Here is a 17,044-nt window from a genome sequence, read left to right as displayed (position 1 = left end):
TGCAGGCATGCACCCCGCCTGCCGCCTGTGGCTTGCCGTCAGAAGCCATCTCATGAAACTACTGATCCTCGACCGCGACGGCGTCATCAACCAGGACTCCGACGACTACATCAAATCCCTCGCCGAGTGGATTCCGATCCCCAGCGCCATCGCCGCCATCGCGCGCCTCAGCAAAGCCGGCTGGACCGTAGCCGTGGCCACCAACCAGTCCGGCATCGCCCGGGGCTATTACGACCTGGCCACGCTGGAAAGCATGCACGCGCGCCTGCGCGAACTGGTGGCAGAGCAGGGCGGTCAACTGGGCGTCATCGTCTACTGCCCCCATGGTCCCGACGAGGGTTGCGACTGCCGCAAGCCGAAACCCGGTATGCTGCAACAGATCGCCCAACACTATGGTGTAGCGCTGCACGGCATCTGGTTCGTAGGTGACAGCCGGGGTGACCTGGACGCCGCGCTGGCCGTCGATTGTCAGCCAGTGTTGGTGAAGACCGGCAAAGGCGAACGCACCTTGGCCAAGCCGCTGCCCGAAGGCACGCTGGTCTTCGACGATCTGTCGGCGGTTGCCGACCATCTACTTTCCTGAGGACCCATCTCCCATGTCGACTGTGCAGGCCATCAGAACCGTTCTCTTCTACCTGCTGCTGTCGTCCAGCGCCTTCGTCTGGGGAACCCTCAGCCTGATCATCGCGCCCTTCCTGCCGTTCCGCGCACGCTACCGCTTCGTCGCCCAGGCCTGGTGCAAGTTCGCCGTCTGGCTCGCCGGCGTGATGGTCGGCGTGCGCTACGAACTCAAGGGTGCGGAGAACATCCCGGACCAGCCCTGCGTGATCCTCGCCAAGCACCAGAGCACCTGGGAGACCTTCTTCCTCACCGGCTACTTCGAGCCACTCAGCCAGGTGCTCAAGCGCGAGCTGCTGTTCGTTCCCTTCTTCGGCTGGGCCATGGCACTGCTCAAGCCCATCGCCATCAACCGCGACCAGCCGAAGCTGGCCCTCAAGCAGATTGCCAAGCAAGGCGACGAGCGCCTCAAGCAGGGCGCCTGGGTGCTGATCTTCCCGGAAGGCACTCGCGTTCCCACTGGCCAGATCGGCAAGTTCTCGCGCGGCGGCGCGGCACTGGCAGTCAACGCCAACCTGCCGGTCCTGCCGATCGCGCACAACGCCGGGCACTGCTGGCCGAAGAACGGCTGGGCGAAGTTCCCCGGCACCATCCAGGTGGTGATCGGCCCCGCCATGTATGCAGAAGGCGAGGGCGCACGCGCCATTACCGAGCTCAACCAGCGCGCCGAGAACTGGGTTGCGCAGACGCTGCGTGAGATGGGCGAGCTGCCCGCCGATGCCACGCCGCAGGCAGTTGCCGAAGCTTCCTGACGCTTCCCGCCGACAAAAGAAAAGGGCCCCGAAGGGCCCTTTCTTTTTGCCTGTAGCTTTCCCGGATCAGACGTCCAGGTTGGACACCGCCAGGGCGTTGCTCTCGATGAAGTCGCGGCGCGGCTCCACGGCATCGCCCATCAGGGTGTTGAACAGCTGGTCGGCAGCGATGGCGTCCTCGATGGTTACCTTCAGCATGCGGCGAACGTTCGGGTCCATGGTGGTTTCCCACAGCTGGTCCGGGTTCATTTCACCCAGGCCTTTGTATCGCTGGATGCTGTGACGCTTGGTGCCTTCGGTCATCAGCCACTCCAGGGCTTCCTTGAAGCTGCTGACGACCTTCTTGCGCTCGCCCTTCTGCACATAGGCGCCTTCTTCCAACAGACTGTTCAGCTTGGCGCCCAGCTCGGTCACCGAGCGGTAGTCATTGCTGGCGAAGAAGTCGCGGTTGAAGGTGACGTAGCTCGACAGGCCGTGGGCAACCATCTCGACTTCCGGCAGCCACAGGTGACGCTCACGGTCTTCACGCAGGCTGACCTTGTAGACCAGGCCGGATTTCTCGGTGGCCTTCAGGCGAGCCTGGTACTGGTCCAGCCAGCCCTGCATGGCAGCCTGGTCACCCAGCTGCTCCACCTCGATTCGCGGCAGGTAGACGAAGTGCTCGGTCAGGTCCTGCGGGTAGAGACGGGACAGGCGGGACAGCGTACGCATGACGGTGCGGTACTCGTTGACCAGCTTCTCCAGCGCTTCGCCGGACAGGCCCGGGGCGCTTTCGTTGACGTGCACGCTGGCCTCTTCGAGGGCCGACTGGGTCATGTACTCTTCCATGGCCACGTCGTCCTTGATGTACTGCTCCTGCTTGCCGCGCTTCACCTTGTACAGCGGCGGCTGGGCGATGTAGATGTAGCCGCGCTCGACCAGCTCCGGCAACTGACGGAAGAAGAAGGTCAGCAGCAGGGTGCGGATGTGCGAACCGTCAACGTCAGCATCGGTCATGATGATGATGTTGTGGTAACGCAGCTTGTCGATGTTGTACTCCTCGCGACCGATACCGCAGCCCAGTGCGGTGATCAGCGTGCCGACCTCCTGGGAGGACAGCATCTTGTCGAAGCGAGCCTTCTCGACGTTGAGGATCTTGCCCTTGAGCGGCAGGATCGCCTGGGTCTTGCGGTTACGGCCCTGCTTGGCAGAACCGCCCGCGGAGTCACCCTCCACGATGTACAGTTCGGAGAGGGCGGGGTCCTTCTCCTGGCAGTCGGCGAGTTTGCCCGGCAGCCCGGCGATGTCCAGCGCACCCTTGCGGCGGGTCATCTCACGGGCCTTGCGCGCGGCTTCGCGGGCGCGGGCGGCGTCAATCATCTTGCCGACCACGGCCTTGGCTTCGTTCGGATTCTCCAGCAGGAAGTCAGCGAAGTACTTGCCCATTTCCTGTTCCACGGCGGTCTTCACCTCCGAGGAAACCAGCTTGTCCTTGGTCTGCGAGCTGAACTTCGGATCCGGCACCTTTACCGAAATGATCGCGGTCAGACCTTCACGGGCGTCGTCGCCGGTGGTGGCGATCTTGAACTTCTTCGCCAGGCCTTCCTGCTCGATATAGTTGTTCAGGTGGCGGGTGAGGGCGGAGCGGAAGCCCGCCAGGTGGGTACCACCGTCACGCTGGGGAATGTTGTTGGTGAAGCAGAGAATGTTCTCGTTGAAGCTGTCGTTCCACTGCAGGGCCACTTCCACGCCGACGCCGTCTTCCTCACGCTGGCAATTGAAGTGGAAGACCTGGTTCACGGCGGTCTTGTTGGTGTTCAGGTACTCGACGAAGGCTCGCAGGCCGCCCTCGTACTTGAACAGCTCTTCCTTGCCGGCGCGCTCATCGCGCAGGACGATGCCGACGCCAGAGTTGAGGAAGGACAGCTCACGAATCCGCTTGGCCAGGATGTCCCAGCTGAAGTGGATGTTGTGGAAGGTTTCCGGCGAGGGTTTGAAGTGCACCTCGGTACCCGAACCATCGGTATCACCCACCGGACGCAGCGGGAACTGCGGTACGCCGTGGTGATAAACCTGTTCCCAGACCTTGCCTTCACGGCGGATGGTCAGGCGCAGCTCGTGGGAGAGGGCGTTCACCACCGACACACCTACACCGTGCAGACCGCCGGAGACCTTGTAGCTGTTGTCGTCGAACTTACCGCCGGCGTGCAGGACGGTCATGATGACCTCAGCCGCGGAAACCCCTTCTTCCTTGTGGATATCCACCGGAATGCCGCGACCGTTGTCGCGCACGGTGATGGATTCATCGGTGTGAATGGTGATGCTGATCTCGCTGCAGTAGCCTGCCAGCGCTTCGTCGATCGAGTTATCCACGACCTCGAAGACCATGTGGTGCAGGCCAGTGCCGTCGTCGGTATCACCGATGTACATGCCCGGACGCTTACGTACGGCATCCAGCCCCTTCAGTACCTTGATACTGGAAGAGTCGTAGGTGTTCTCGCTCATTCTTCACTCCCGATGGTAGTGTCCTGAGAGACGCGCCCATGTTCCACGTGGAACATCGACACCGGCGTTTCCGTTCGCCAGCCGTCTTTCAATAAGTGCGGATCGACGCAGGTGATGAATACCTGGCAACCCAGATCTTCGAGAAGCCGGCATAAAGACAACCGATGCTTCTCATCCAATTCGGAGGGGAGGTCGTCGACCAGGTAAACGCATTGTCCGCGCTTCGCCTGATTGATGAGGTGCCCCTGGGCGATCCGCAACGCGCAGACCACCAATTTCTGTTGGCCGCGGGAAAGAATCTCCGCGGCGTTGTGTCCCCCCAGGCGGATCCTCAGGTCCGCCCGTTGCGGCCCTGCCTGGGTATGTCCCATCTGCTGATCACGCAACAGGCTGGAAGACAGCACTTCACTCAGGTCACGCTCCTTGTCCCACCCCCGGTAATAGCTGAGCGTCAGGTCATCGATCTGGATGAGCTCTGCCAAGGTTCGCTCGAACTGGGGCTTGAGAGCCTGGATGTAGGACCGCCGATACCCGTCGATTTCGTCGCTCGCGGCGCATAATTCGCGGTCCCATGCGGCCTGTGAAGCACCGTCCAGTCTACCATGTCGGAGCCACGAGTTCCGCTGCCGCAGGGCCTTCTGCAGTCTTTGCCAGGCAACCATGAAGCGTTGTTCCACGTGGAACACTCCCCAATCAAGGAACTGCCGACGAATCTTCGGCGCGCCTTCCAGGAGACGGAAGCTATCCGGGTTGATCAACTGCAATGGCAACGTTTCGGCGAGTTGCGCAGCACTGCGCGCATTCTGTCCGTCGATGCGAATCTGGAATTCGCCCTGGCGATCACGTGACACTCCCAGGCTGCTGTCAAAGCCATTGCCCAGACGTACCTGTCCGAACACCGTGCAAGCCGATTCTTCGTACTGGATGACGGGTTGCAGACGCATGCTGCGGAAGGAGCGGGCGAGGCCGAGCAGATGGATGGCTTCCAGGACGCTGGTTTTGCCGCTGCCGTTTTCGCCGTAGAGGATGTTGATGCGGGGGGAAGGGGAGAAGGTCACCGGGTGCAGGTTACGCACCGCGGTGACCGAAAGGCGGCTAAGGGACATCGATACGCGTCAGAGGCGCATCGGCATGACGACGTAGGCAGAATCGTCGTTGTCCGCTTCCTGCAGCAGCGCACTGCTGTTGGAGTCAGAGAGGATCATGCGCATCTGTTCGGTACCCATGACACCCAGGACGTCCAGCAGATAGCTGACGTTGAAACCGATTTCCAGGCTGCCACCGTTGTAGTCGACTTGTACTTCCTCTTCCGCCTCTTCCTGCTCCGGGTTGTTCGCCTGGATTTTCAGGAGGCCGTTGGAGAGTTGCAGGCGAATACCACGGTATTTCTCGTTGGAAAGAATCGCCGTACGGCTGAAGGCTTCACGCAACACCTGCCGATCGCCGATCACCAACTTGTCGCCGCCCTTGGGCAACACGCGCTCGTAGTCGGGGAATTTGCCGTCGACCAGTTTGGAGGTGAAGGTGAACTCGCCGGTGGTGGCACGGATGTGGTGCTGGCCAAGAACGATGGAAACTTCACCATCCTGCTCGGTCAGCAGGCGGGCAAGTTCAAGGATGCCTTTGCGCGGCACGATGACCTGGTGGCGATCCTGCGCTTCCGGCACGCCGTTGCTCAGCGAGCACATGGCCAGACGGTGACCGTCGGTAGCAACAGCGCGCAGCGTACCGCCGCCAACTTCCAGCAGCATGCCGTTCAGGTAGTAACGGACGTCCTGCTGCGCCATGGCGAAGCTGGTGCGATCGATCAGGCGACGCAGCTTGCTCTGCACCAGACTGAAAGTCAGCGAACCCGGGCCTTCTTCTACAGTGGGGAAATCGTTGGCCGGCAGGGTCGAGAGCGTGAAGCGGCTGCGGCCGGCCTTCACCAGGAGCTTCTGCTCGTCGACGCGGATGTCGATCACGGCATCGCTGGGCAGGCTCTTGCAGATATCCATCAGCTTGCGCGCAGGCACGGTGATCTCACCGGGCTCGGCGGCGTCTTCCAGCGTGACGCGACCCACCAGCTCGACTTCGAGGTCGGTGCCGGTCAGCGACAGTTGCTGGCCTTCAACTACCAGCAGGACGTTGGAAAGAACCGGCAGCGTCTGGCGGCGCTCGACAACGCCAGCGACCAGCTGCAGGGGTTTCAACAGAGCTTCGCGTTGAATAGTGAAATGCATGGTCTAGTCCCTTGCCTCGTGAGGCTGCGTCAGGTGGTCAGAGTACGCAGCAGGTTCTTGTAGTCCTCGCGGATATCCGCGTCGGATTCCTTGAGTTGAGCGATCTTACGACAGGCGTGCAACACCGTGGTGTGATCCCGACCGCCGAAGGCCACGCCGATCTCGGGCAGGCTGTGGTTGGTCAGTTCCTTGGAAAGTGCCATGGCAACCTGACGCGGACGTGCCACCGAGCGCGAGCGGCGCTTGGACAGCAGATCGGCGATCTTGATCTTGTAGTACTCGGCGACGGTGCGCTGGATGTTGTCGATGCTGACCAGCTTGTCCTGCAGGGCCAGCAGGTCCTTCAGCGACTCGCGGATCAGTTCGATGGTGATCGGCCGTCCCATGAAGTGGGAGTGTGCAATCACGCGCTTGAGCGCCCCTTCAAGCTCTCGCACGTTGGAGCGAATGCGTTGGGCAATGAAGAATGCAGCGTCGTGGGGCAGATCGACCTTGGCCTGCTCGGCCTTCTTCATCAGGATCGCCACGCGGGTTTCCAGCTCCGGCGGCTCGACGGCCACCGTCAGCCCCCAGCCGAAGCGGGACTTCAGGCGCTCTTCCAGGCCCTCGATTTCCTTCGGGTAACGGTCGCTGGTCAGGATGACCTGTTGGCCGCCTTCGAGAAGGGCGTTGAAGGTGTGGAAGAACTCTTCCTGGGAGCGCTCCTTGCGGGCGAAGAACTGGATATCGTCGATCAGCAGCGCGTCCACCGAACGGTAGAAACGCTTGAATTCGTTGATGGCATTGAGCTGCAGCGCTTTCACCATGTCCGCGACGAAACGCTCCGAATGCAGGTACACCACCTTGGCATTCGGGTTCTTCTTCAGCAGATGGTTACCCACAGCATGCATCAGGTGGGTCTTGCCCAGGCCGACACCACCATAAAGGAACAGTGGGTTGTAGCCGTGCTTGAGATTGTCCGCTACCTGCCAGGCCGCCGCACGGGCCAACTGGTTGGATTTGCCTTCGACGAAGTTCTCGAAGGTAAAGGTGCGGTTGAGATAGCTGGTGTGCTTGAGCGCACCTTCTACCTGCACATTGCGCTCGGTACGCACCGTCGCGGCCGGCATGGCAACTGCCAGGGGATCGATGCCCGGGCTGGACTCGTCGAGATCAGCGATGGTCTGCACTGGAGCGACCTGGGCCGGCTGCGGTTCCGCCATGACAGGAGCCGCCACCGGCGCCGACGCAGCCACGGGTACCGGTGCAACGGCAACAGGGGCTGCCTGTACGGTCACCTGAGGCGTCGGTACCAGGGCAGGGCGAGGAGTACGGCTGCGGCGGCTGCCAATCAGCAGCGAAATCGCCGGGATCTGGCCATTGCCACGCTCGCTCAGCAATTCGAGCAGACGCCCCATGTACTTCTCATTGACCCAGTCGAGCACGAAGCGGTTGGGTGCGTAGACGCGCAGCTCACCACCCTCGGCCTCGACCTGCAAAGGTCGGATCCAGGTGTTGAATTGCTGGGACGGCAGCTCGTCGCGCAGAAGCTCCACGCACTGCTGCCAAAGTTCCACGGACACGGATATCCCCCAAAAGAAGTCGCAAAGCGAAACAGACCGCCATTGTATCTGCGCCAGGGCAACTTATCCACAGTTAAGCGCGCTGGGATGCAAGCAAAATCAACGTGTTAATGATTTTACCGGTGGTCGGTTAATAGCGCCTTGAACCTTGTGGATAACAGCTTGATGAGGCAGGGGATGAGCCTGGTGATCGATCTGTGGAAAAAATCCCTGTGGAAAAAACGCCATTCCATACCCAGCTTTCCAACCGGCCCCGCACAGGCCGCCCACCTCTTCCAGACAGAGTTATCATTCGCCAGCGAGCGCTGATACAAAGGGCCGAGCCTAGTTATACACAGGCATTCGCCTGCCTAAACATAATCATCGCTTCAATCTTTAGAAAAAGAGATTTCCTTCCTTTCTATAGATTTTGTATCCGGGCCTGGTTGGAAATTGACCTGACCGCCTGATTTCACTAGAATCGCCGGTCTCTTTAAACGGGGTCACTGCGACCTCATGTCGTCAAACCCAGGTACCGAATCATGAAACGTACTTTCCAACCCAGCACCCTCAAGCGCGCTCGCGTGCACGGCTTCCGCGCTCGCATGGCCACCAAGAACGGTCGTCAGGTTCTGTCGCGTCGTCGCGCCAAGGGCCGCAAGCGTCTGACCGTCTGATTTGCCTGACACAGGTGGTGAGTCGAGATTTCAGTCGGGATAAACGTCTTCTGACAGCCCGGCAATTCACAGCAGTCTTCGACTCCCCCACCTCCAAGGTTCCCGGCAAGCACATCCTGCTGCTGGCGCGCGAAAACGGTCTCGATCACCCCCGTCTGGGCCTGGTGATCGGCAAGAAGAACGTCAAGCTCGCTGTCGAGCGCAACCGCCTCAAACGCCTTCTCCGTGAATCCTTCCGCCATAACCAGCAGAAGCTGGCTGGCCTGGATATCGTGGTGATCGCGCGCAAGGGACTTGGTGATCTGGAGAATGAAGAACTGCACCAGCAGTTCGGCAAGCTCTGGAAGCGCCTGTTGCGCAACCGACCCAGCCCGGAACCTTCGACAGAATCTCCGGGAGTGGCCGACAGTTCCCATGCGTAGACTGGCGCTGTTACTGATCCAGTTTTACCGCTACGCCATCAGTCCCATGATGGGCAGGCACTGTCGTTTCTACCCCAGCTGTTCCTGCTACGCGCAGGAAGCCATTGAAACCCATGGCTTCCTGCGTGGTGGCTGGCTGGCCGCTCGTCGCCTCGGCCGCTGCCATCCGTGGCATCCCGGTGGCTACGATCCGGTACCGCCAGATCCTTCCAAGCCCGCCCCTTCCTCGACGGCCGAGTAACCATGGACATCAAACGTTCAATCCTATTCGTCGCCCTGGCAATCGTGTCCTATGCGCTGGTACTCCAGTGGAACAAGGACTACGGCCAGCCCGAACTGCCGGCACAGACCGCGACCTTCAACCAGACTGAAGGCCTGCCGGACACTTCCGTGCCAGCCGGCAACGCGGCCAATGCCGACGTACCCAGCACGCAGAACGCCCAGGCTGCCCTGCCCAACGAGCAGAAACCTGCGGCAGCCAGCGAACAGCTGATCCGCGTGAAGACCGATGTCCTTGACCTGACCATCGACCCGCGCGGCGGCGACGTGATCAAGCTCGGCCTGACCCAGTACCCGCTGCGCCAGGATCGCCCGGACGTGCCGTTCCCGCTGTTCGAGCGTGACAACCAGCGCACCTACCTGGCCCAGAGCGGCCTGACCGGTGCCAATGGCCCGGATGCCGCCGCCAGCGGTCGCCCGCTCTACGCTTCGGCCAAGCCGGTGTATGAACTGGCCGATGGCCAGGACCAGATGGTCGTCGACCTGACTTATGCACAGGATGGCGTCAACTACATCAAGCGCTTCACCTTCCACCGCGGCCTGAAAAACGACTGCACCGAGAAGGAAAAGGCCCAGAAGAAGCTCGAGTGCATCAACCCCAATGCCTATCAGGTGGGCGTGACCTACCTGATCGACAACCAGAGCGACAAGCCGTGGAACGCCTCGCTGTTCGCCCAGCTCAAGCGTGACGCCAGCGTCGATCCGTCCTCCACCACTGCGACCGGCGTATCGACCTACCTCGGCGCCGCTGTCTGGACCCCTGAAAAGCCCTACGTGAAAGTGTCCATGAAGGACATGGACAAGGAGCAGTTCAAGGAAACCGTCCAGGGTGGCTGGGTAGCCTGGCTGCAGCACTACTTCGTTACCGCCTGGGTGCCCGCCAAGGGCGATACCCACAGCGTGATGACCCGCAAGGATGCCCAGGGCAACTACATCGTCGGCTACACCGGTCCGAACCTGAGCGTTGCGCCGGGTGCCAAGGGCGAAACCAGTCTGACTCTGTATGCCGGCCCGAAACTGCAGGCTTACCTGAAGGAACTCTCCCCGGGCCTGGAACTGACCGTTGACTACGGCCCGCTGTGGTTCATTGCCCAGCCGATCTTCTGGCTGCTGCAACATATCCACAACCTGGTGGGTAACTGGGGCTGGTCGATCATCTTCCTGACCATCGTCATCAAACTGGCCTTCTTCCCGCTGTCCGCCGCCAGCTACCGCTCCATGGCCCGCATGCGCGCCGTGTCGCCGAAACTGGCTGCCCTGAAGGAACAGCACGGCGATGATCGCCAGAAGATGTCCCAGGCGATGATGGAGCTGTACAAGAAAGAGAAGATCAATCCGCTGGGCGGCTGCCTGCCGATCCTGGTGCAGATGCCAGTCTTCCTCTCGCTGTACTGGGTGCTTCTGGAAAGCGTCGAGATGCGCCAGGCTCCGTGGCTGGGCTGGATCGTCGACCTCTCGGTGAAGGATCCGTTCTTCATCCTGCCAATCATCATGGGCGCCACCATGCTGGTTCAGCAGATGCTCAACCCGACGCCGCCGGACCCCATGCAGGCCAAGGTGATGAAGCTGATGCCGATCATCTTCACCTTCTTCTTCCTGTGGTTCCCGGCCGGTCTGGTCCTGTACTGGGTTGTGAACAACTGCCTGTCCATCGCACAGCAGTGGTACATTACCCGTCGGATCGAAGCGGCAACGAAGAAGGCTTCTGCCTGATATCGCAGTCTGATGCCGATCAACAAGACGCCCCCTCGTGGGGCGTTTTGCTATGTGGATAACTTGCTTGCCGGCAAGCCATGACAACCACCGCGAGACCGCCAAGATGAATGCAGCCCGTGAAACCATCGCCGCCGTTGCCACCGCCCAGGGCCGTGGCGGAGTGGGCATCGTCCGCGTCTCCGGTCCACGCGCGCGCGCCATGGCAATCACCCTCAGCGGCCGCGAGCCCCAGCCGCGCTACGCCCACTATGGGCCGTTCCACGCCGATGACGGCGAGGTCATCGACGAAGGCCTGCTGCTGTACTTCCCCGGCCCGAATTCCTTCACCGGCGAGGATGTACTCGAGTTGCAGGGGCACGGCGGTCCGGTGGTGATGGACATGCTGCTGCAGCGCTGTCTGGAGCTGGGCGCACGCCAGGCACGCCCCGGCGAGTTCAGCGAGCGTGCCTTCCTCAACGACAAGTTGGACCTGGCCCAGGCCGAAGCTATTGCCGACCTCATCGAGGCCAGCTCTGCCCAGGCCGCACGCAATGCCGTGCGCTCGCTGCAGGGCGAGTTTTCCCGCCGTGTGCATAGCCTCACCGACCAACTGATCAGGCTGCGCATGTACGTCGAGGCCGCCATCGACTTTCCCGAAGAGGAAATCGACTTCCTCGCCGATGGGCACGTACTCTCACAACTGGATGCGGTGCGCGCCGAGCTTGCTTCAGTGCTGCGTGAAGCGGGCCAAGGTGCGCTGTTGCGCGACGGCATGACCGTGGTGATCGCCGGACGTCCCAATGCCGGCAAATCCAGCCTGCTGAACGCCCTGGCGGGCCGCGAGGCGGCCATCGTCACCGATATCGCCGGCACCACCCGCGACGTTCTGCGCGAACATATCCACATCGACGGCATGCCACTGCACATCATCGATACCGCGGGCCTGCGCAGTACCGATGACCATGTGGAAAAGATCGGCGTGGAACGCGCGCTCAAGGCTATCAACGAAGCAGATCGAGTGCTCCTGGTCGTGGACTCCACAGCGCCGGAAGCCAGCGATCCCTTCGCCCTGTGGCCTGAATTCCTCGACCGCCGCCCAAACCCGGCGCACGTGACCCTGATCCGCAACAAGGCGGATTTATCCACAGAGAACATCTCTCTCGAAGAGAGCGCCGACGGCCACGTCACCATCACCTTGTCCGCCCGCTCGGGCAGTGGCCTGGACCTGCTGCGCGAACATCTCAAGGCCTGCATGGGCTTCGAACAGACTGCCGAGAGCAGCTTCAGCGCCCGCCGCCGCCATCTGGAAGCCCTGCGCCTGGCTGGAGACAGCCTCGAGCACGGCCGCGCACAGCTCACCCTGAGCGGCGCGGGCGAACTGCTGGCCGAGGATCTGCGTCAAGCGCAGCAAGCGTTGGGGGAGATTACCGGGGCCTTTACGCCGGACGACCTGCTGGGCCGGATCTTCTCCAGCTTCTGCATCGGGAAGTGATGTGGGGTCCATGGAGGTCCACCGAAGTCTGCTGATGTGCCTGTGAGCCGCATAAATAAAGGGATTTTTGTCTATTGAGTGATTCGGTGATACAGTCAAAGCCATCGCTATTCGGGTCCATATATGGGTCCAAGCTCACCGAATAGCCTGACTATTGACTTTCATGGACCCAAAGGAGGGTCCATGTCTCTCACAGACACCGCACTCAAGGCGCTCAAGCCGAAGGATGCCTCGTACATCGTCAGTGACGATCGCGGGCTGTACGTAGAAGTGCTGCCGAGTGGCAGCATCGTCTGGCGTTACCGCTATCGGCTGGATGGCAAACGGGAAAAGCTCACACTCGGCAAGTACCCCGCCCTTACCCTGAAGAACGCCCGCCTGAAGCGGGATGAGGCGGCACATCTGGTGGCGCTGGGCCAGTCTCCAGCACAGAAAAAGCAACAGGAGAAAGTGGCCGGCGCAGAAGATGCCACCGTGGCCGACTTCGCCGAACGCTTCTTCAAGGACATCCAGTCGCGCGACCGCAAGGATGTGACCATGCCTCGCCGCTACCTGGAGAAGGACATCCTGCCGCACATCGGCAGCAAGCCGGTCCGGGACATTACCGCCGAGGATGTGCGCAGCGCCATCTGGCGCAAGAAGGAACAAGGCTTCGATGCCGCCGCCGGCCAGGTGCGCGGCCTGCTCAAGCGCATGTTCGATTACGCGCTGACCTGCGGCCTGATCCAGGCCAACCCGGTCATGGCCCTGCCGATGCGGCACGTCTACCGCGCCGCCGCCCGCGAACGGGCGCTGACGCCGGACGAAATCCGGCAGTTCCTGCGCGCCATGCAGGCTTCCAACATCCGTCGCCAGTTCAAGATCGCCTTCCAGTTGATCCTGATGACCCTGGTGCGCAAGTCCGAACTGATGCTGGCGCAGTGGAAGGACGTGCATCTGGACGAAGGCGAATGGCACATTCCGGTTGAGAACTCCAAGACCGGCAAGCCGCACATCGTCTACCTGTCCACCCAGGCGCAGACACTGTTCAAGGAACTCAAGCCGCTGGCCAGCAGTAGTGACTGGGTATTGCCGGGACGTGGCACCCTGGCCAAGCCCTTCGCCAACAATGCGCTGAACCAGGCGCTGAAGGTGTCATTGCAGGGGCAGGAGATCCCCGCCTTCACGATCCATGACCTGCGACGTACCGCATCGACGCTGCTGCACGAACAGGGCTGGGTTTCGGATGTGGTGGAAAAAGCGCTGAACCACACCATCGGCGGCGTGCGTGGCGTCTACAACCGGGCGGAGTATGCCGAGCAGCGGCGGGAGATGTTGCAGGCATGGGCGGACTATATCGACGGGCTGGCACCGTCGGCCAATTTGGTGGTGTGAGTCCGGCCGAGGCGTTGGTGGCCTTTTCCCTTTTTTGGGTAGGGCCGTTACCCCTGGGTTGCCATTCCCTTGCCTCTGCCTTTTCCTTTTTGGCAAGCATTTGTGATCGACGATGATTATCAGATACTGATACAATTTTGAATCAACGTGTCATTGGATTCGCGATCATGAAGCGCTGCATTGTGGGTATCCGACAGCCAGAAGGTCCGCCACCGAAGGGAAGCGAAACGCCCAGTATTTGGTTTCCGTCTCTGGCATCACTGGCCGCAGTGCTGTCGGACGACAACCGCCGCCTGCTGCGCCTGATCCATGACCAACAACCCAAGTCTCTGACTGAGCTGGCCGAGCTCAGCGGCCGCAAGGTACCGAACCTGTCACGCACTCTGAGAATGATGGCCGATTACGGCCTGGTATCGCTGCAGCGCAATGTTCGGGATGTTCAGCCGACCGCACTGGCGACTGAGTTCCTGGTGGTGCTGGATTAATGGGAGCGGACATGAGGATAGCTTGCTGATAAACCAGGCAGAACAACTGCTCGACAAGAAACTGCCCCATTTTCGGCACACGCTTCGTGCTTGCGCCAAACCAGATAAATTGAAACAGGAACAACCCTATGACCAGCACCCAACAACGCGCCGCCTTGCAACGACAGATTTGGCAGATAGCCAATGACGTACGCGGCGCGGTCGACGGCTGGGATTTCAAGCAATACGTGCTCGGCACCTTGTTCTACCGCTTCATTAGCGAGAACTTCGCCAGCTACATTGAGGGCGGTGATGACAGCATTGACTATGCCCGACTGCCTGACGGCGTCATCACTGCGGACATCAAAGATGATGCCATCAAGACCAAAGGCTACTTCATCTATCCCAGCCAGCTGTTCGCCAACGTAGCCGCCGGTGCCAACGCCAACGAAACTCTGAATACCGATCTAGCTCGCATCTTCGCCGCCATCGAAAGCTCGGCCAGCGGCTACCCGTCCGAGCTCGACATCAAGGGTCTGTTCGCTGATTTCGACACCACCAGCAACCGCCTCGGCAACACCGTCAAGGAAAAGAACGCCCGTCTTGCCGCCGTGCTCAGGCGTGTGGCCGAACTCGACTTCGGCGGCTTCGACGCCAGCCACATAGACCTGTTCGGCGACGCCTACGAGTTCCTTATCTCCAACTATGCGGCCAACGCCGGCAAGTCCGGCGGCGAGTTCTTCACCCCTCAGAACGTCTCCAAGCTGATTGCGCAGCTGGCCATGCACAAGCAGGCCAGCGTCAACAAGATCTACGACCCTGCCTGCGGTTCCGGCTCACTGCTGCTGCAGGCCAAAAAGCACTTCGATGCCCATATCATCGAAGACGGGTTCTACGGCCAGGAACTCAACCACACCACGTACAACCTGGCGCGGATGAACATGTTCCTGCACAACATCAACTACGACAAATTCAACATCCAGTTGGGCGACACGCTGCGGAACCCGCATTTCGGCGACGAGAAACCCTTTGATGCCATCGTATCCAACCCGCCGTACTCGGTGAAGTGGATCGGCGGCGACGACCCAACCCTCATCAACGACGATCGCTTTGCCCCAGCCGGCGTGCTGGCACCCAAGTCCAAAGCCGACTTCGCCTTCGTGCTGCACGCGCTGCACTACCTTTCGGCCAAAGGTCGCGCCGCCATCGTCTGCTTCCCCGGTATCTTCTACCGTGGCGGAGCGGAGCAAAAAATCCGCCAATACCTGGTGGACAACAACTATGTGGAAACGGTGATTTCGCTTGCGCCCAACCTGTTCTTCGGCACCACTATTGCGGTAAACATCCTAGTGCTGTCGAAACACAAGACCGACACCAAAATCCAGTTCATCAATGCCAGTGGCCTGTTCGACAAGAAAACCAACAACAACGAACTGTCCGATAAACACATCGAACAGATCATGCAGGTATTCGACAGCAAGGCCGACATTGAGCACTTTGCCAAAGCGGTGGATTACGACGCGATCGCTGCCAACGACTACAACCTGTCGGTGAGCAGCTATGTTGAAGCCAAGGACAACCGCGAGGTGGTGGACATTGCTCAGGTCAATGCCGCTCTGAAAACCACTGTAGCCCGGATCGACAAGCTGCGGGCGGAGATTGATGCGATCGTGGCCGAGATTGAAGATGGGGAAGTTAAAGCATGAGTCGAATTGCACAATTAATTTCGGAACTCTGCCCAGATGGGGTGGAGTTCAAAGCACTTGGGGATATCTCCGAACTCGTGCGAGGCAATGGCCTGCCCAAATCCGTATTTGCGGAATCTGGTATTGGCTGCATCCACTACGGTCAAATTTACACGTACTACGGAATTTGGGCGACAAAAACCATTTCCTTCGTCGCTCCGGAAACAGCCATGCCGCTCGCCAAGGTTGACACTGGCGACATAATAATAACCAACACGAGCGAAAATATTGAGGACGTGTGCAAAGCGGTCGCATGGCTTGGTGATTCGCAAATCGTGACGGGTGGTCACGCGACTGTTATCAAACATCAACAAGACCCAAAGTACCTGTCATATTACTTCTGCACCCCGGAGTTTTTCGATCAGAAGAGAAAGTACGCGACTGGAACGAAGGTTATTGATGTATCAGCGAAGAGCCTTGCGAAGATTCGCATTCCTGTTCCACCGCTCGAAGTACAGTACGAAATCGTGAAAATTCTTGACACTTTCACGGAGCTGGAAGCGGAGCTGGAAGCGGAGCTGGAAGCGGAGCTGGAAGCGCGTCGGCGGCAATATAAGTATTACCGCGACGCGCTTCTCGCGTTCAATGAACGCACAGATAGCGCAAGCAAGCAAGCAAGCAAGCAAGCAAGCAAGCAAGCAAGCAAGCAAGCAAGCAAGCAAGCAAGCAATTATAAGGTGGATGATGCTGAATGAAATAGGAAAATTCATCCGCGGCCGTCGATTTACCAAAGCTGACTATGTGGAAAATGGCATCAATGTCATCCACTACGGCGAAATCTATACGCAGTACGGTGTATGGACGGACAAGGCTATTTCGCGAGTCAGGTCGGACATGGCAAGCACCCTGCGCTATGCCCAACCTGGCGATGTCGTCATTACCGGTATCGGAGAAACCGTCGACGATGTCGGAAAGGCGACGGCATGGATTGGCGATAAAGAAGTAGCCATCCACGACGACTGTTATGCCTTTCGCCATGATATGAATCCGAAGTTCGTTTCCTACTGCATGCAGACAACTTCCTTCATTTCGGAAAAAGCGAAGTATGTGGCACGCACCAAGGTCAAAAGACTGTTGCTTGATGGTTTCTCAAAAATCCGTATTCCAGTGCCGCCACGGGAAGAGCAGGACCGCATCGTCGCCATCCTCGATAAATTCAATACCTTGACGAACTCCATCAGCGAAGGCTTGCCGCATGAAATCGAACTGCGACGCAAGCAGTACACGCATTACCGCGACAAGCTATTGAATTTCGTGGAGTTGGAGGAAGCCGCATAAC

The 17,044-nt window shown here is 59.9% G+C and carries 16 protein-coding genes and 1 pseudogene; 13 read left to right on the top strand and 4 right to left on the bottom strand.

Annotated elements, in window-relative coordinates:
• The first annotated feature begins 52 nt into the window (after positions 1 to 52).
• Positions 53 to 583, top strand: coding sequence for a D-glycero-beta-D-manno-heptose 1,7-bisphosphate 7-phosphatase (gmhB, locus tag L6D89_RS27935; protein WP_236172328.1), 531 nt, complete (start codon positions 53 to 55; stop codon positions 581 to 583).
• Positions 584 to 596: 13 nt separating this feature from the next.
• A complete protein-coding gene (locus L6D89_RS27930; RefSeq protein ID WP_236201792.1) occupies positions 597 to 1,370 on the top strand; it encodes a lysophospholipid acyltransferase family protein in 774 nt (257 codons plus the stop codon).
• 66 nt (positions 1,371 to 1,436) lie between these two features.
• Here the strand turns inward: L6D89_RS27930 and gyrB are convergent, their stop codons facing one another.
• From gyrB to dnaA, 4 genes and pseudogenes are all read right to left on the bottom strand, one after another.
• Positions 1,437 to 3,854: a DNA topoisomerase (ATP-hydrolyzing) subunit B gene (gyrB, locus tag L6D89_RS27925; protein ID WP_236172330.1), complete on the bottom strand. Its 2,418-nt coding sequence runs from the start codon at positions 3,852 to 3,854 to the stop codon at positions 1,437 to 1,439.
• Positions 3,855 to 3,857: 3 nt separating this feature from the next.
• Positions 3,858 to 4,960 (bottom strand): annotated as a pseudogene (recF, locus tag L6D89_RS27920) (DNA replication/repair protein RecF).
• 9 nt (positions 4,961 to 4,969) lie between these two features.
• Positions 4,970 to 6,076, bottom strand: coding sequence for a DNA polymerase III subunit beta (gene dnaN / locus L6D89_RS27915; protein WP_236172332.1), 1,107 nt, complete (start codon positions 6,074 to 6,076; stop codon positions 4,970 to 4,972).
• A gap of 29 nt (positions 6,077 to 6,105) precedes the next feature.
• Positions 6,106 to 7,638 carry a chromosomal replication initiator protein DnaA gene (gene dnaA / locus L6D89_RS27910; RefSeq protein WP_236172333.1) on the bottom strand — a complete coding sequence of 511 codons (1,533 nt, stop codon included), beginning with the start codon at positions 7,636 to 7,638 and terminating at the stop codon, positions 6,106 to 6,108.
• A gap of 177 nt (positions 7,639 to 7,815) precedes the next feature.
• On the opposite strand from dnaA, the gene L6D89_RS32665 reads away from it, so the two are divergent.
• From L6D89_RS32665 to L6D89_RS27860, 11 genes are all read left to right on the top strand, one after another.
• Positions 7,816 to 7,947 (top strand): hypothetical protein, encoded by a 132-nt coding sequence (locus tag L6D89_RS32665; protein WP_276574847.1) that lies wholly within the window; start codon positions 7,816 to 7,818, stop codon positions 7,945 to 7,947.
• A 212-nt stretch (positions 7,948 to 8,159) separates the two neighbouring features.
• Positions 8,160 to 8,294, top strand: a complete 135-nt coding sequence (rpmH, locus tag L6D89_RS27905; RefSeq protein WP_003100258.1) for a 50S ribosomal protein L34 — start codon at positions 8,160 to 8,162, stop codon at positions 8,292 to 8,294.
• A gap of 14 nt (positions 8,295 to 8,308) precedes the next feature.
• Positions 8,309 to 8,716: a ribonuclease P protein component gene (rnpA, locus tag L6D89_RS27900; RefSeq protein ID WP_026079029.1), complete on the top strand. Its 408-nt coding sequence runs from the start codon at positions 8,309 to 8,311 to the stop codon at positions 8,714 to 8,716.
• Entirely contained in the window at positions 8,709 to 8,957 is a 249-nt protein-coding gene (gene yidD / locus L6D89_RS27895) for a membrane protein insertion efficiency factor YidD (protein WP_015479779.1), read from the top strand. The genes rnpA and yidD overlap by 8 nt, the downstream gene beginning before the upstream one ends.
• A 2-nt stretch (positions 8,958 to 8,959) precedes the next feature.
• Entirely contained in the window at positions 8,960 to 10,708 is a 1,749-nt protein-coding gene (gene yidC / locus L6D89_RS27890; RefSeq protein ID WP_236172334.1) for a membrane protein insertase YidC, read from the top strand.
• Positions 10,709 to 10,814: 106 nt separating this feature from the next.
• Positions 10,815 to 12,182, top strand: coding sequence for a tRNA uridine-5-carboxymethylaminomethyl(34) synthesis GTPase MnmE (gene mnmE / locus L6D89_RS27885; RefSeq protein ID WP_236201791.1), 1,368 nt, complete (start codon positions 10,815 to 10,817; stop codon positions 12,180 to 12,182).
• 183 nt (positions 12,183 to 12,365) lie between these two features.
• Positions 12,366 to 13,556, top strand: a complete 1,191-nt coding sequence (locus L6D89_RS27880; protein ID WP_033936968.1) for a tyrosine-type recombinase/integrase — start codon at positions 12,366 to 12,368, stop codon at positions 13,554 to 13,556.
• Positions 13,557 to 13,723: 167 nt separating this feature from the next.
• Positions 13,724 to 14,041, top strand: a complete 318-nt coding sequence (locus L6D89_RS27875; RefSeq protein WP_025981589.1) for an HVO_A0114 family putative DNA-binding protein — start codon at positions 13,724 to 13,726, stop codon at positions 14,039 to 14,041.
• A gap of 128 nt (positions 14,042 to 14,169) precedes the next feature.
• Positions 14,170 to 15,726, top strand: a complete 1,557-nt coding sequence (locus L6D89_RS27870; RefSeq protein WP_033978286.1) for a type I restriction-modification system subunit M — start codon at positions 14,170 to 14,172, stop codon at positions 15,724 to 15,726.
• Positions 15,723 to 16,460, top strand: a complete 738-nt coding sequence (locus L6D89_RS27865; RefSeq protein WP_143478502.1) for a restriction endonuclease subunit S — start codon at positions 15,723 to 15,725, stop codon at positions 16,458 to 16,460. The genes L6D89_RS27870 and L6D89_RS27865 overlap by 4 nt, the downstream gene beginning before the upstream one ends.
• Positions 16,450 to 17,043 carry a restriction endonuclease subunit S gene (locus tag L6D89_RS27860; protein ID WP_236201842.1) on the top strand — a complete coding sequence of 198 codons (594 nt, stop codon included), beginning with the start codon at positions 16,450 to 16,452 and terminating at the stop codon, positions 17,041 to 17,043. The genes L6D89_RS27865 and L6D89_RS27860 overlap by 11 nt, the downstream gene beginning before the upstream one ends.
• Position 17,044: the final 1 nt, after the last annotated feature.

Origin of the sequence: Pseudomonas pseudonitroreducens, from assembly GCF_021603645.1 — a bacterium.
Taxonomy (GTDB): Bacteria; Pseudomonadota; Gammaproteobacteria; order Pseudomonadales; family Pseudomonadaceae; genus Pseudomonas; species Pseudomonas pseudonitroreducens.
This window is presented reverse-complemented; position numbering and strand designations above follow the sequence as displayed.

What these genes read in the sequence shown, in the direction of transcription:
- gmhB (WP_236172328.1), top strand. Translation starts at nt 53, where the DNA reads ATGAAACTACTGATCCTCGACCGCGACGGCGTCATCAACCAGGACTCC.
- L6D89_RS27930 (WP_236201792.1), top strand. Translation starts at nt 597, where the DNA reads ATGTCGACTGTGCAGGCCATCAGAACCGTTCTCTTCTACCTGCTGCTG.
- gyrB (WP_236172330.1), bottom strand. Translation starts at nt 3,854, where the DNA reads ATGAGCGAGAACACCTACGACTCTTCCAGTATCAAGGTACTGAAGGGG.
- dnaN (WP_236172332.1), bottom strand. Translation starts at nt 6,076, where the DNA reads ATGCATTTCACTATTCAACGCGAAGCTCTGTTGAAACCCCTGCAGCTG.
- L6D89_RS32665 (WP_276574847.1), top strand. Translation starts at nt 7,816, where the DNA reads ATGAGCCTGGTGATCGATCTGTGGAAAAAATCCCTGTGGAAAAAACGC.
- rpmH (WP_003100258.1), top strand. Translation starts at nt 8,160, where the DNA reads ATGAAACGTACTTTCCAACCCAGCACCCTCAAGCGCGCTCGCGTGCAC.
- yidD (WP_015479779.1), top strand. Translation starts at nt 8,709, where the DNA reads ATGCGTAGACTGGCGCTGTTACTGATCCAGTTTTACCGCTACGCCATC.
- yidC (WP_236172334.1), top strand. Translation starts at nt 8,960, where the DNA reads ATGGACATCAAACGTTCAATCCTATTCGTCGCCCTGGCAATCGTGTCC.
- mnmE (WP_236201791.1), top strand. Translation starts at nt 10,815, where the DNA reads ATGAATGCAGCCCGTGAAACCATCGCCGCCGTTGCCACCGCCCAGGGC.
- L6D89_RS27880 (WP_033936968.1), top strand. Translation starts at nt 12,366, where the DNA reads ATGTCTCTCACAGACACCGCACTCAAGGCGCTCAAGCCGAAGGATGCC.
- L6D89_RS27875 (WP_025981589.1), top strand. Translation starts at nt 13,724, where the DNA reads ATGAAGCGCTGCATTGTGGGTATCCGACAGCCAGAAGGTCCGCCACCG.
- L6D89_RS27870 (WP_033978286.1), top strand. Translation starts at nt 14,170, where the DNA reads ATGACCAGCACCCAACAACGCGCCGCCTTGCAACGACAGATTTGGCAG.
- L6D89_RS27865 (WP_143478502.1), top strand. Translation starts at nt 15,723, where the DNA reads ATGAGTCGAATTGCACAATTAATTTCGGAACTCTGCCCAGATGGGGTG.
- L6D89_RS27860 (WP_236201842.1), top strand. Translation starts at nt 16,450, where the DNA reads ATGCTGAATGAAATAGGAAAATTCATCCGCGGCCGTCGATTTACCAAA.